Raw genomic sequence first — 14,207 nt, forward strand, 5'->3', positions numbered from 1 at the left:
AATCTAAAGAAATCCTTTATGAAAAAGGATTTCTTTTACTTCTTAATGCTTTTTAACCATTTTTCAAAAATTTGTATCATCCCATGTTTTCCAGCTAATTTCTCTTCCCCTTGTTTCGTCTTATATGGATATAACTGCAAGAAAACACCGCATCCAGACTCAATTTTTTTACTATGCATATGGCTTCCTGGATATACACAAATGACTTCATAAATTGACCTTCGATAATAGACTCGCTTTCCATCCTGTTCTTCTACATACTTTATAGACCAGTACTTATACATTTGCTCAGTTGCTTTCGTATTTCCGACGTGCTGAAAAATATTGTACATTGGACTATACTTCACTTCAATAATAATAGAAGATTTATATACGTATTTCCCATCTTCTTTTACATAACAGTCTAAGCGAATATCTGGCTTCTTCGTATCCTCACCATTGTAAAAATTACTACCTTTACTTAATGCAATAAGAGGATGTGTTTCAATTAAGTCATTAAATGCAACATGCACCTTTATATCATCTCGTTCTAAAACTACTGTCGTTCCATCTTGTAATCCATCTACATAAAAATGTTCTTGTATTTGTTCACGGATAGAGTTTCTAGCTTCAAAACCAATTTGCTCTAAAATTGAAATAACGATAAAAAAAGCGTAATATTCATACACTAAAAACGTTGGCTTATAAACAAATAATAACGATGGAGATTGATCCGTATATTGCGGGAGTACTTCTAAATGATGTAGTAATTGTTGATGTGGTATCGGTAAATCATGTAAGTTCATGTTACTTGTTTCAGTAACTTCCCTCCAAAACGAAGAATGCATTAACATTTGAAAGTATTGTACATTTTCATGCACAATATGCGCCAATATTTTATATTCTTGTATTTTCATTGAGCTCTTTCGTAAATCGGCTTCTTTTAGTAAATGTATATTTTTATATTTTTGCTTCTCTCTATCAGTTACCGATCCATTACGCTCAATTGTTTGTATAATCGTTTTTACGGCTTGAAACTCTTCTGATTTTTTCTTTTTTTCTCTTTCTAAGATTTCAATTGTTTGACGTAAAAAACTTTTTGCTTCAATTAAATAATGATAAAATTGCATCGCTTTATATTTAAGAAATGCATTTTCCTTACTATTTTTTTGTTCCATAAACTTACGATTATAATATTTGGCATAAGGTTTTCGTTCTGCTACTATAGTTCCTTTTCTTGTTGGCCTTCGCTCTTTTCCTTCCCATTTATATTCATTTATAAATTTTGAGCTTGATTCTATTTTCTTAAAGATTTGCTTTATCATTTTCATTTTTTGGGGTAACTTTCTAAGTAACACTAAATAAGAAGAATCCTCAATATCGCTAAGTGCAGAGAAGGTCTTTTTATAGTAACCTCTATCCAAAATCAACTCATTTAAAATTGACTTCACATAGTCTTGAATCATTTCAAATTGATCATCAAAAAAGTTTTTCGGTACGATTTGAAATGCGCCATAATACGTTGTATCTTCTATACGCACTTCAAAATGGTATAAACCACAGCGCCATGGATAAAAGAATTCTGTTTTCCCATGTTCATATATTAATACTCTTTGTTTTTTTTCATTTATTTCATATTGAGCCTCTTTTATATTTTTCTGTCCCTCATATACTTTATTCCATATAAAAGTAATATTCATTGGAATTTCATAATTGTACTGCAATCTTATTGGTTTTAATTCTTGTACTTTATAAATACATTGAACTAATGCTGTAGTAGATGTACAAAGACGATTTAATAAAATATAATCTCCTTTCCCCTCATTTCCAATGATTAACTTTAATACAAAAGGGAGCGTTTCATTCGTATCAACGATTTTTGTTTCGTAACGCCCTTCATTTTGCATATCCATACAGCTCCAGTTCTCTACGTTTTTCTCGTATATATGCTAAAGAGTGTTCAAATGTAGATACTCTGTTTGCAAGTGCAGATTGCAAAAGAGGTACTAAGGTCGCCCCCCTTTTTGCTTCTTCAGAAAGTAAAGGCCCAACCATCATTTCGGTCCCTCTGATTTTCGTCAATACACGCTGCTTTATTTGTAAATCAAACCCCTCTTCTCTACTGATCATATAGGTATGGTTATTTTGGAACGGTATGTTTTGCAAATAAGTCGCAATTGCATTTGCACATCGGAAAGAAATTCCCTTAGACGCGTCATGTGATGACAATACGACATGCAACTTATCTAATAGCTCTAATTCTTCTTCAGAAAACACTTCAATCATCGCTTTATTTCTCATCCAATTTATCCGAAATTCTCCCGCTGTTACTTTCAAAGGTGGATGTAATACGACTTTCCCCTGTTCCATGTCCATCTCACAAAACGGAATTTTCTGTAACGTTATTAGGTTCGTTCGATCTAATAATCGATCAGAGAGCTCTTTTGTTGTTTCATCAAAATTCACAGTACCTACAAATATAATATTTTCTCCAATTTCAATTGTTGATGGAATTGAATTCTCTATGTCCTGTACACCCTCATACAAGTTTAAAATACGATTTTTTGTTTCAAGTTCAAGAACAGATAGAAACGGAGTAAACCAATGCTCAATATGAGACATGTTCATTTCATCAAAAACGATTATATACAGTTGATTTGGATTTTCTTTCGCCTTCATTAACGTCCTAACTAACTTCGTTTCACTTTCAATAAAAGTACCATTTGGATGAAGGTAACCAAGTAAATCATGTGGTTCTTGATACGATGGCGAAATCGGAATCCAAACCAACTCTTCCCCATACTGTAACCCTAATGCTTCTGCATAAGTTTGCACAAAACGTGATTTCCCAATGCCCGGTATACCACCAAGAATCGTTAACATATTTGTTTTTACACTTATATGAAAATTATAAATATCCGTTTCATCCAAATATAACCCTTTATTATGCACCATACTTTGTACATACTGTAAAAAAGACGATTCACGCTCATCCCATTCCCATTCATCTTTTTGTACTTTTATATCCTCTACTTCAACTAGCTTACCTTCTTCATGCATTCGTTTTTTTAATTGCTCATACACATAATCACTTACAAAATATAATTGATCTTCTACCGCTATTTCTACATACTTCGGCCAGTCACTGCAGTTTATATATTTACATTCACGTTTCTGTTCAAAATAGGCGATTGAGCTAATTGATGACTTTAGGGATATGTTTCCGTAAAGTCTTCCATCGTGCCACAATAATTCGGGAGGCTCAAAGTCTTTCGGAAATTTTGGCATAAGAAATGATAAATAACCGTTGCTAAGTTTTCGTTCTAAAGATTCTCTTTTTTTATTATTTGTAACTTTAGGTGCCGGAATCATTTTATAGCTGCTTGCTATTTCTTTCGGTTCTTCTGTACATATTAACTCCACGTATACATTTCCTCTTTCATAATAAAGACGAAACATTACTAGTTGCTTTTCTAATTTCCTCTTCTTTAATTCCGAAAAGATTTTTTCATTCTTTTTATTGCTACATAACCCTTCAAATACATATGGTTCATTTGTAAATTGTTCCTGTAAAGTGAATGGTATTGGCGATAAGCATTGTACAAAGAAATTCTCTCCACTCTTCTCTTTCTCAGCTTTTGTAAATTTCCCTAAAAATCTCATATAGTACATTCGTTTTATAAAACTTGGCTGAAGAGCTTTATGTAATTTCACCTTAGTCACCTTCTTTTTTCATACTATTCTTAGTGTATGAAAGAAACGAAAAACTAGAAATAAAAAACCTGACGTTATCCGCCAGGTTCAAAATAAAAACTTATATTAATGAGAAGGAAATGCTTTTTTCTCCTGTAAAATTGCATTATGAGCAATTTTCATTTTCGCAAGTACGTAACGTAATCGATCTTCAGCGTTTTCATCTTTACTTATTTGTAATTCCGCCAAATTTTCAACAGAACTTGCTAAATTTTCAATGACTCCTCTTAGTTCAGGATGATGATTAAAAAAAGATTCTTGCACTAATACTTTCCTTAACTCACTAGCTAAATCAATTATTCTAGACAACTGTTCTTTTTCTTCCATTCTCATCCCTCCTGAATATCTTATGTAGTAAATATTCTCTAAACAAAGAAAAAAGCCCTTTAAATGAAAAGGACTTTTTACATTTTTATATTTCCAGTTAATAACATATATATTGATGTGATAGCCGCAACAATAATTGCCCACATCACATACTTCTCTACACCTACAAAGCAACGGTTCCCTTGTTCTTTTCTTGCAAATGTGTAAACAATAATTCCAATTCCATACACAATTGAAACGAGTAGTAAATTCTTTAAACCAGCTGCATAAAGAAGCCATACAGAGTAAATAGAAGCAATTAAAGCTAACGCTCCGTTTTTTAATTTAGCGTCTTTTAGCTCGTTTGTAATGACTAATTTAAATTGGAATAACGCTGATAATAAATATGGTAATAAAATTGATGTTGAGGCAATGAAATACATAATTTGATATGTTGATTCCGAAAACAAAACGATGATAAATATAGTTTGGGTAACACCATTTGAAATCCATAATGCCATGTGCGGTGTTTGCTTTTTATTTGTTTTCGTAAAGACTTTCGGAAATACGCCATCTTTTCCTGCCACATGAGAAATTTCAGAAACAAGTAAAAACCAACCAATTAATGTACCGACAAGTGAAGCAACTAATCCGATGTTAATCGCAACTGCACCCCATGGACCAACAACGTGCTCTAATACATGCCCCATTGAAGGGGTTTCTAACACAGAAAGTTCGCCTCTTGTCATAGCTCCCATTGACAGGACAGAAATTAAAATATAAATGGACATTACTAAAATAAGTCCCAATACTGTTGCCTTTCCAACATCTCGACTATTCTTCGCTCTTCCAGATAATACAACTGCTCCTTCAACTCCAATGAAAACCCAAAGTGTTACAAGCATTGTATTTTTCACTTGACCAAGTATAGCGGAAAGTGAGATCGTTCCTTCCCCCCAAAAATCATGTGTAAATGTGTCCCAGCGAAAGGCTGTTACCATTACAACAATAAATAAAACGATTGGAACTAACTTCCCTATTGTTGCGATCACATTCATAATAGAAGCTTCACGAATTCCAAATAAAATTAAAAAATGAAGTGTCCATAATAAAAGTGATGCCCCAACGATAGACGCAACATTATTTCCTCCTTTGAAAATTGGAAAGAAATAACCTAATGTACTAAACAGTAACATAATTGTTGCGACATTACCTAAGATTCCTGCTAGCCAATATCCCCAAGCACTATTAAATCCAATATATTCACCGAAACCAGCACGTGCATAACTATAAATTCCACCTTCAAGTTCCGGTTTTTGTCTTGCTAACGTTTGATATACGAGCGCAAGTGGAATCATTCCCATCGCTGTAATACACCAGCCAATTATTATTGCACCACTGTTTGCTCCTACTGCTAAATCATGCGGTAAACTAAAAACACCGCCACCAACCATTGTTCCAACTACTAATGCGATTAATGGAAAAAATCCTAACTTCTTTTCTATTTGTACCACCCCATCTGTCATTCTAGGTGTTATGTTCGTTCAACTATTAAAGTCACCTTTTTCTCTAATAGACGTTTCTCTTATATTTTTTCAGGAAAACATTACTTATTCTAAAAGAAAATGAGCAAAAATGGAATACTTTTTTGAAAAAATGTATAAGTATGCACAAAAAAACCGCTCATTTTGTAATGAACGGCCATTTCAAACATATAAATTTGTATATTTCTTGTAAATTTAACGAAGTAACTTCTCTTTTTGTAAAAATTGTTTTGCGACTTCTTCACTACTTTTACCATTTACGTTAACTTCATAATTCATTTTTCGCATTTCTTCATCTGTAATCTTTCCAGATAATTTATTTAATACCTTTTCAAGTTCAGGATATTTCTGTAACGTTTCTTTTCTTAATAATGGTGCTCCTTGATAAGGTGGGAATAACCCTTTATCATCTTTTAGCACTTTCAGTCCGTATTGCTCCAATTCACTATCTGTTGAATATGCATCAATTACGTTAACATCTCCAGATTCAATTGCGCTATAACGCAGCTTCGGCTCCATCGTTTTAACATTCGAGAACTTATAGTTATATAATTTTTGCATTCCTTTATAACCATCTTCACGATCAGCAAATTCCAATGTAAATCCTACTTTGGCTTCCTGCGCAACATTCCCTAAATCAGAAATTGTATTTATATTCTTTTGATCTGCTATTTTTTTCGGCATAGCTAGTGCATATGTATTGTTATACTCCATTGGCTTCAACATAATCATATTATATTTCTTTTCCATTCCAATGCGAGCCTGCTCATATACTTCATCACGATTTGTACTCTTTGGTTCTTCTTTCACGAAAGTAGATAAAGCTGTTCCTGAAAATTCTGGGTATATATCTACTTCTCCTGATTTCAACGCTTCAAATACAAATGCTGTTTTCCCAAGACCTGGTTTTAATTGTACGTGTAAATCTGTATCTTGTTCAATAAGCTGCTTATACATTTGAATTAAAATTTCAGGTTCTGATCCAAGTTTGCCCGCAATAACAATATCTTTCTTTTCTGTACTCCAAAGAAATGGAGAAGCAATCATTATACAAACAATACATATCGTCAATATAACACGCTTAGAAGAGCGTTTCGGTCGTTCAAGTATGCGAAGTACTATATCAAAGAATAAAGCGAGTAACGCGGCTGGTACGGCCCCTAAAATGATAAGCGCATGATCATTTCGATCTATACCTAATAGTATAAGCTTACCGAGCCCACCTGCACCAATGAGAGCTGCTAATGTAGCCGTTCCAACAATTAATACCATCGCTGTACGAATACCAGCCATAATGATAGGCAATGCAAGAGGAAGTTCTACCTTCCACAATCTTCTCCAACTATTCATCCCCATAGCTTTCGCGGCTTCTATTAAAGATTCATCTAATTCCCTTATTCCTGTATATGTATTTCGTAAAATAGGTAATAGTGCATACACAACTAATGCGATAATCGCTGGAAGTTTTCCGATTCCTACTAATGGAATTAATAGTCCGAGTAATGCAAGTGATGGCACTGTCTGCATTACTGCAGAAGTTCCTATTATAAATTCAGCCATTCGTTCTTTTCTTGTTAATAAGATGCCAAGTGGCACCGCTATAATTACTGCAAAAAATAATGAAATAAGCGATATTTGTAAATGCTCACTTAATGCAGTTAGTAATTCTATTTTTCGTTCTTGGAACGTTTGTATAAAATTAGTCACTGTTTAGCCTCTTTCCTTCATTTGTTCAACAATGTAATTGACAATGTGACGACTTGTTAACGCTCCAATATATTGACCGTTTTTTTCAACTGGAACGACCTCCTCATCACGCACACGAACTAACGCTTCTTGTAAAGAAGAATGTAATGATAGCGCCTGCCCTTCTAATTGCACACTTTGATCAAGTGGCAATACATCTGCTATACTTTTCCCCTCATACCAAGTTCGCCCACGATTTCCAATGAATTCCTCTACAAATTCATTTTTCGGATTATGTATAATTCCTTCTGGTGTATCTAGTTGAACAACTTTTCCTTCTTTCATAATACAAATGCGATCTCCAAGTGATAATGCTTCTTGCATATCATGTGTTACGAATACGATTGTTTTTTGAATCTTTTTTTGCAACTGTACAATATCCTTCTGAAGCTGTTCCCTACTTAATGGATCTAACGCACTAAATGGTTCATCCATAAGAATGATTTTCGGGTTTGCAGCTAATGCTCGCACGACACCGACACGTTGTTTTTGTCCTCCTGACAATTCATCAGGCATACGATTTCGATAAATATCCGGATCTAATCCAACCATATGTAACAAGTCATCGACGCGTGCTTTAATTTCTTTTTTGCTCCATTGCCTCATTTCAGGAACAACTGCAATATTTTCAGCAATTGTCATATGAGGAAACAAAGCAATCTGTTGCAACACGTATCCTATATCCCAACGTAATTCGTTTATATTATATTGTTGAATATCTTTTCCATCGATTAAAATCGATCCTTCAGTCGTTTCGATTAAACGATTAATCATCTTCATTGTCGTTGTTTTCCCGCAACCACTCGGACCGATGAGAACAAAAAATTCTCCCTTTTTAATTTCTAAATGCAATGAATCCACTGCTTTCGTGCCATCTTCATACGATTTTGACACATGATTAAATTGAATCACAAATACAACTCCTTTACTGTTGTTTCCTTTATTTTGATGGAATATGGCATTCATTTCAAATGATACGCTTTTAAATTAAAAAAGAGCTCACATTTGAGCTCTAACGGTCGAACAATATTGTTTTCATTATAGCAGCATATTCGCGAACATACATTTTTCTCTTAGAACGAATTGGTGTTTCAGCAGCTAGTGCCTCCATCTTCATGCCTAAACGCTTTGCAATTATTTTCGTTCGATATAAATGATACGTATTACTTACAACTACCGCATGTTTCACATTATATAAATCCATACTAAACTTTAAGTTTTCATACGTATTTGTAGATTGATCTTCTATTAAAATACGACTCTCATCTATACCGTGTACCATTAAATAGTTTCTCATGCTGTGAGCTTCCGGTATATCTTCATCTTCTCCTTGACCACCTGAAACAATTACTTTCGCTTCAGGATGGGAAAATAAATACTCCAACGCTACATCCAAACGATTTTGAAGAGATAAAGACGGTCTATCTCCAAATAACTTTGCACCCAGTATAAGAACGTACGGAGAGTGATAGCTCAACTTTTCACGAGCAACTTTGTTCATTCTAAACGTCATATAAATGATATATAGTGGCGGTAATAATAAAATGATAAGAAAGATCCATTTGTTCATAAATAAGTTTGCACTCCCTTTCTTTTTATTATACAGAAAAAGAAAGGGCGGCAGAAGTGTTTTTTAAACGATTGATTTATTAGAAACATTCGCCGCTACTTTACGTTGTGATAGTACATAATAAATAGCGATTCCTAATGAGAAGATCAATATGCAGCTTAATACGTAAAATGGAAGCATTACTCCGGCTTTAGATACACCCGCTGTAAACAGCATTAATAATACAATTCGTATTCCAGTACCAATTAGGCGAAATAAGCTGTCTACACGTCCCATTACTTCGTTTGGAATTTCCTCCATCATCAATACATTTCTCGCCACTCTTGTACCCGCATTTCCAACTGCTTGAAAAATTGCAAGTCCATATAAGAAAATTACGGAAGGTTCAATAATCATTGCGGTAATTGAAATTACATAAATGGACATCGTCATAACGATTGAAACTTCTGTTTTTACATATTTCATTATGAGTGGAATACAGATTCCTGCAACAACCGCTCCGACACCGTACATCATCCCCTCTATTGCGTATACAGAGGCATTGGCTTTAAGTATATCCGAAATATAAACTGGTATTAAATAATTTGCCATCATAACACCTATAAACGGCATATAAGTGGCCAGTAAGAACCAAAAGAGCTTAGGACGTTTTTTCATAAAGTGAATTCCTTCAAACAATTGCTTCTTAAATGTTATTTTTCTTTTCACTTCTTTTTTCTTTACGTATGGTATACATAAGAAAAGAAAAAATGCTCCAGCAAAAGTTAACATGTCTACTAACAAAATCCACTTCAAAGATACAATTTCAATTAAGAAGCTCGCGGCCGCTCCAGAAATAACTTGTGTTAACTGTCCTTGTATTTCCATCGTTCCACTTAAACTTTTATAATGTTCTGCTTGAAATATCTCTTGGTTGAACGCAAATATTGTAGGATAAAATAATAAATAGTAGAATGATCCGGCTATATAAATAAGAATATAGTGAATAGAATGATAAGGTTGCCCAGCAAATCCCCATATAACCATTATTCCGATTACGGCTATTCCGATTCCTTCGTTACATAGCAATAAAGATTTTCTTGAAAAACGATCAATACTTTGCCCAATGAATGGTGTTAATAAAAACATAATGAGGGTTGCAATGATAGAAACATAACCAAATGTTGTCTCTCCTCCACTCTCTTTAATTAACAGCCAAGGAATCGTTATCATAACAATCCCGGAACCAATAGCAGATAGACTATTGGCTCCTAGAATGTAATACAAGCGAGAATCATGATAAAGTGAGGACATATCATTCCACTCCTAGTTGTTTTTTCACCTCTTTATATACGCTCATATATGCTTTCAATTCTTTAACTACATCATGAATTAATGGTTTTGCATCTTCCCCAAGTTCACCATCTTGCACATGTAATCCATCAAGCACAACTTGTTTTGGAATTGCATTTGCATAAACACCTCTAGCGACCGTTCGCATGCTGTTTAATGCATTTATTCCACCTTTACCGCCACCAGCAACCGCTAACAACGCAACTGGTTTATGAATAAATTCACTACTACTTAAGTAATCTAAAGAGTTTTTCAGCGCACCGCTCATCGCATTATGATATTCTGGTGTACATAATACAACCCCATCCGCAGCTTTCACTAACGTTTTTAATTTTTTTACTGCCTCTAAATCACGTTGCGACTCTTCTCCATTGTATAAAGGTAACTCCTCAATTGCTAAATCATATAATTCCCCTTCAAATTGATCCGCAATATATTTTGCCACCACGCGAGTTCTACCAAATTTTCTTGGTGTACCGTTAATAACGACTAGTTTCATGATTATTTCTCCCCTTTGTTTTCAAGTTCTACTTATATATTATCAGAAATTTCTATACAAAACACAATATAAAGAGTTAACTTGTTTCATAAAATAGTATGATAAACAAAAAAGAACTCATACTTTCGTATGAGTTTCGTACAATTACTTTGATTCATCTCTCATGCTCAATGTACCTAAACTTTCATTTGCTTCAAAATGATTATATGCTTTTTCCGCTAATCTTTTCCGTTCTTCTGGTAATTCTATATATTTCATTACGTTTTCAATTATTTTTTCGTACGGAGTAAATACAATTCCTGGCCACTCTACCTCATCTTCTGGATTACTATTTTCGGAAATAATAAATTTCTTATTCGCAACTGCATAAGACACGCGAGGTGTTTCAAGAATTCCTGATAAGTAAAAATGAATATTTAATATAATTTTAGCTCTAGCAATCAATTCATTTCTAACAATTCCCCACGCATTATTTTTAAAAACTATATTTAAATTCGGGGCAATCGCTTTTAGATGATCAAAAATAGCTTGTCGCCTCGGATTAAGAGCACCTATAAACAGAATATCAATATCTTCAATAATCTCATCTTCAAACGCATCTTTTTTTATTTCCAAAGTTGGAGCATAGTTCATTTCTACATGTTTTATTTCTTTTCCTACCCCTTTTTGTTGAAGCCATTCTATATTTTGTTTACTATAATCCCAAATCACTCTATCTTTTAATAATATTAAATAAAGGGGATGCGCATATGGACTTCCTTCGTATAGCTGTTCTAAATTATAAATAATTGCATCTTTCGGAAGAAGATTCGGGTTATATGCGTATGTATGTGCTCCAAAAACAACTGTATTCTTTGCATTTTCCAGTATTGTTTCTGATATAATTACTGTATTTCCCTCCTGCTCCAACCGCCACTTTAAAGCTCGCGCAACATCTATGAAACTACCGTATGTCTTTGGGCATATAAAAAGACAATAATCATATTCTTTATTCAAATAAACTTCCATTAATCTTAAATTATTTTTATATAAATCTACATCTGGATGTTTAAGTACCAACTCATTTGCATGTTTTCTTGCTACTTTATATAATCCAGCATAATAAGCAGCGATGCATCTTCTTAATTCGATTCTTTCCCGGTCCTCATCTAATACATCCATATTTAAAAGAAGATTTGCGATACAATACGCTTTTAAATGATCACGATCATAATAATAGTCTAGTAGTGGCATCAATTCTTCATACGTATTTCCATGCACCGATTCTCCTAGTTCAATCGCCCATCTCATTAATTCCATGATTACTCCACTACTCCTTTAACCGAAAATGTATTTAATAAAATTTCGCATTATTCTCTACTATATTTGCTATATGAAATGGAATCTTTTCTTTTATCGATTCCAAATACTTTTGCGACACCGCCCCTAAATGTTTTTTATGAGGTATATAGAAAGCACTAATAGAAATTTCATAGTCAAATAAGTAATCATACACATGATAATCTACAAATAGTAGATCATCCTTTGGAAAAGGAATTTCCTTCCCTTGCAGAGCATACATCAAAGCAATATTGTTTTGAGATCGTAATCGATACAACCTTGCAAGTTGGTATAATGGTTCAGCCCGGGTTGGTCTATATTCCCAAGCTTTTTGAAAATAAAAAACAGCTAATGCTAAATATTGCTCTTCTTGCCCTTTAACAGTTTCTTTTTCATCAGCATCTGTCACTTCATTTTGTTTATTTGCTGAACGATTTGCTAACTGCTCATAACAAAATCCTATTCGCAATAACGAATAGAATACCTCTTCAACCCATCCTCCTGCTTCCACTCGTTTTTTATACCATTTAATTGAATTCTCAAATTGACTTAAATGAAAATAAGTCTGAGCTAAATAAAATAAATATCTTATATGCAAATCTGGCGTTGTTTCTGGGTCGTTTATTCCTTGTAACAACAACCTCTCATCTCTTTCAAATTTATCAGCTTTGCTCCCGCCATCTCCGGGATCATTCACGACAAGAGTCTCTAACCGAGCTACCCTCGTATTGTAATTCGCTCCAACTTTTGAACGATCTATATCCCAATACTCATGAGTAACACCGACAGATTTCCATGGTAAAGAAGCTTTCAAAAGACGTGTAAGCCAATATTTAATATGAACATCATATTGTAATGTAAGATAATGATCTTCCGTTAAGCTCGTTTTATCGAAATTCGGATCAACCTCTAAAATCATATCCGCATCTAATATTAATAAATAATCTGCTTCTGGGTATGTTTTTTGCGCTAACGAAACAGCTAAGCTTCTGTTATAACCAAAGTTTTTAAACGGCTCATGATGAACCGTCCCAGGTATCTCATTTTCCTTACACCAATTTTCAATAATTTCAGGCGTATTATCCGTCGATCCAGTATCACAAATAGAAACAAAGTCTACAATTGATTTTGTTGCATTTAAACATCTTTCCATAATTCTAGACTCATTTTTGACGATCATACAAAGACATAACTTTTTTTCTTTCTTTACAGACTTCACTTGCTCATTTCCCATTTAACCACCTCATATTTTATTAACACGCTCTTCTCATATGTAACAACATTTCTTAGCTATACTGATGACATAAGCACCCTTTTACTATTTATGAAAACTTCATTTTATTTATTCTTACTTTTATGTTGAGATATATTTCATGCAGCGCTTTATATTTGATACAATCAATACAAAAAAACATAATGCGGGAATCCGTACATTTCAAAGTCTAAGAGGAGGTTATATTTTGTTGGATTACATTTGGCTAGATGACAAATCACCAATTTTAGAACAACTACCAAGCACCTTTAAATCTGCAGCTATATTGCTACACCCTTTTGTCCAAATGCCTTTAGGATGGGAAAAGTCTGTGAGAAAAAGACCATATGAGCACATCTATCCTAGCGCTGAAGAAATCATTCATAATGGGAAATCCGTTTCTTGGAAGGAAATGATGTCTTATAGTGGATTACATTCATACGCAGAATTAGCAATGGCCCTGTTGACTTCCATTGGTGCTTATACAGAAGAATATAAAAGAGAGGATTTAGCCGAAAAGCTATATTCAAACTTAAAAAAAGATCTTTATTATCCAACAGAAGATTATACGTCTATATTTTTATTACATAAATTACTTAAACTCCTCGGTTCTAAAGGTGCAAAAAATTTATATTTCTCTGAACCAATTCTTGATACAAACGGATTATTAGAGGTAAATAATACTACTCCATTAGATATTTGGGACATTAGCAATAATGAGTTAATTATTACTGGCGAAGATAATGAGTATGCGTTTATGAGTATATTCGATTCCTTTACAACCTTATTATTAGCTAAAGAAGAAAATATAGAATATATTGTTCATTCAATGAACGTTGAAGCTGTCATTTGTGACAAAAAAACGATGATTGATTGGTATTTTTAAATTAGTAATTTCTTAAACTA

12 protein-coding genes are annotated in these 14,207 nt (G+C 33.6%); 1 reads left to right on the forward strand and 11 read right to left on the reverse strand.

Annotation, left to right across the window (positions count from 1 at the left end; all coding sequences use genetic code 11):
* Window positions 1–35: 35 nt before the first annotated feature.
* From QCI79_RS01560 to QCI79_RS01610, 11 genes are all read right to left on the reverse strand, one after another.
* Window positions 36–1,886, reverse strand: coding sequence for a hypothetical protein (locus tag QCI79_RS01560; RefSeq protein WP_001178736.1), 1,851 nt, complete (start codon window positions 1,884–1,886; stop codon window positions 36–38).
* Complete coding sequence (locus QCI79_RS01565) at window positions 1,876–3,693, reverse strand: AAA family ATPase (RefSeq protein WP_000766196.1); 1,818 nt, start codon at window positions 3,691–3,693, stop codon at window positions 1,876–1,878. The genes QCI79_RS01560 and QCI79_RS01565 overlap by 11 nt, the downstream gene beginning before the upstream one ends.
* A 105-nt stretch (window positions 3,694–3,798) precedes the next feature.
* Entirely contained in the window at window positions 3,799–4,059 is a 261-nt protein-coding gene (locus QCI79_RS01570) for a hypothetical protein (RefSeq protein ID WP_000391445.1), read from the reverse strand.
* Window positions 4,060–4,136: 77 nt separating this feature from the next.
* Entirely contained in the window at window positions 4,137–5,564 is a 1,428-nt protein-coding gene (locus QCI79_RS01575) for a basic amino acid/polyamine antiporter (protein ID WP_021727619.1), read from the reverse strand.
* Between the two features lie 213 nt (window positions 5,565–5,777).
* A complete protein-coding gene (locus QCI79_RS01580; protein WP_000181014.1) occupies window positions 5,778–7,289 on the reverse strand; it encodes an ABC transporter permease/substrate-binding protein in 1,512 nt (503 codons plus the stop codon).
* Between the two features lie 3 nt (window positions 7,290–7,292).
* Window positions 7,293–8,240, reverse strand: coding sequence for an ABC transporter ATP-binding protein (locus QCI79_RS01585; protein ID WP_000614077.1), 948 nt, complete (start codon window positions 8,238–8,240; stop codon window positions 7,293–7,295).
* Between the two features lie 100 nt (window positions 8,241–8,340).
* A complete protein-coding gene (locus QCI79_RS01590; protein ID WP_001045713.1) occupies window positions 8,341–8,898 on the reverse strand; it encodes a YdcF family protein in 558 nt (185 codons plus the stop codon).
* Window positions 8,899–8,961: 63 nt separating this feature from the next.
* A complete protein-coding gene (locus tag QCI79_RS01595) occupies window positions 8,962–10,191 on the reverse strand; it encodes an MFS transporter (RefSeq protein WP_000097164.1) in 1,230 nt (409 codons plus the stop codon).
* 1 nt (window position 10,192) lies between these two features.
* A complete protein-coding gene (locus QCI79_RS01600) occupies window positions 10,193–10,729 on the reverse strand; it encodes an NADPH-dependent FMN reductase (RefSeq protein ID WP_000780355.1) in 537 nt (178 codons plus the stop codon).
* A gap of 144 nt (window positions 10,730–10,873) precedes the next feature.
* Window positions 10,874–12,028, reverse strand: coding sequence for a CgeB family protein (locus QCI79_RS01605; RefSeq protein WP_000422324.1), 1,155 nt, complete (start codon window positions 12,026–12,028; stop codon window positions 10,874–10,876).
* A 34-nt stretch (window positions 12,029–12,062) separates the two neighbouring features.
* The gene (locus QCI79_RS01610; protein WP_000526236.1) at window positions 12,063–13,283 is read right to left on the reverse strand and encodes a glycosyltransferase; all 1,221 of its coding nucleotides are present in this window, start codon (window positions 13,281–13,283) and stop codon (window positions 12,063–12,065) included.
* A gap of 139 nt (window positions 13,284–13,422) precedes the next feature.
* Here QCI79_RS01610 and QCI79_RS01615 point away from each other — a divergent pair, with 139 nt between their 5' ends.
* Entirely contained in the window at window positions 13,423–14,187 is a 765-nt protein-coding gene (locus QCI79_RS01615) for a DUF2711 family protein (protein WP_002100954.1), read from the forward strand.
* Window positions 14,188–14,207: the final 20 nt, after the last annotated feature.

This window comes from Bacillus cereus group sp. MG1, from assembly GCF_040460035.1.
GTDB lineage: Bacteria > Bacillota > Bacilli > Bacillales > Bacillaceae_G > Bacillus_A > Bacillus_A cereus.

Excerpts from the sequence above, each read along its gene's own strand:
- QCI79_RS01615 (WP_002100954.1), top strand. The coding sequence starts at position 13,423 with ATGCAGCGCTTTATATTTGATACAATCAATACAAAAAAACATAATGCG.
- QCI79_RS01610 (WP_000526236.1), bottom strand. The coding sequence starts at position 13,283 with ATGGGAAATGAGCAAGTGAAGTCTGTAAAGAAAGAAAAAAAGTTATGT.
- QCI79_RS01570 (WP_000391445.1), bottom strand. The coding sequence starts at position 4,059 with ATGGAAGAAAAAGAACAGTTGTCTAGAATAATTGATTTAGCTAGTGAG.
- QCI79_RS01600 (WP_000780355.1), bottom strand. The coding sequence starts at position 10,729 with ATGAAACTAGTCGTTATTAACGGTACACCAAGAAAATTTGGTAGAACT.
- QCI79_RS01590 (WP_001045713.1), bottom strand. The coding sequence starts at position 8,898 with ATGAACAAATGGATCTTTCTTATCATTTTATTATTACCGCCACTATAT.
- QCI79_RS01605 (WP_000422324.1), bottom strand. The coding sequence starts at position 12,028 with ATGGAATTAATGAGATGGGCGATTGAACTAGGAGAATCGGTGCATGGA.
- QCI79_RS01560 (WP_001178736.1), bottom strand. The coding sequence starts at position 1,886 with ATGCAAAATGAAGGGCGTTACGAAACAAAAATCGTTGATACGAATGAA.
- QCI79_RS01575 (WP_021727619.1), bottom strand. The coding sequence starts at position 5,564 with ATGACAGATGGGGTGGTACAAATAGAAAAGAAGTTAGGATTTTTTCCA.
- QCI79_RS01595 (WP_000097164.1), bottom strand. The coding sequence starts at position 10,191 with ATGTCCTCACTTTATCATGATTCTCGCTTGTATTACATTCTAGGAGCC.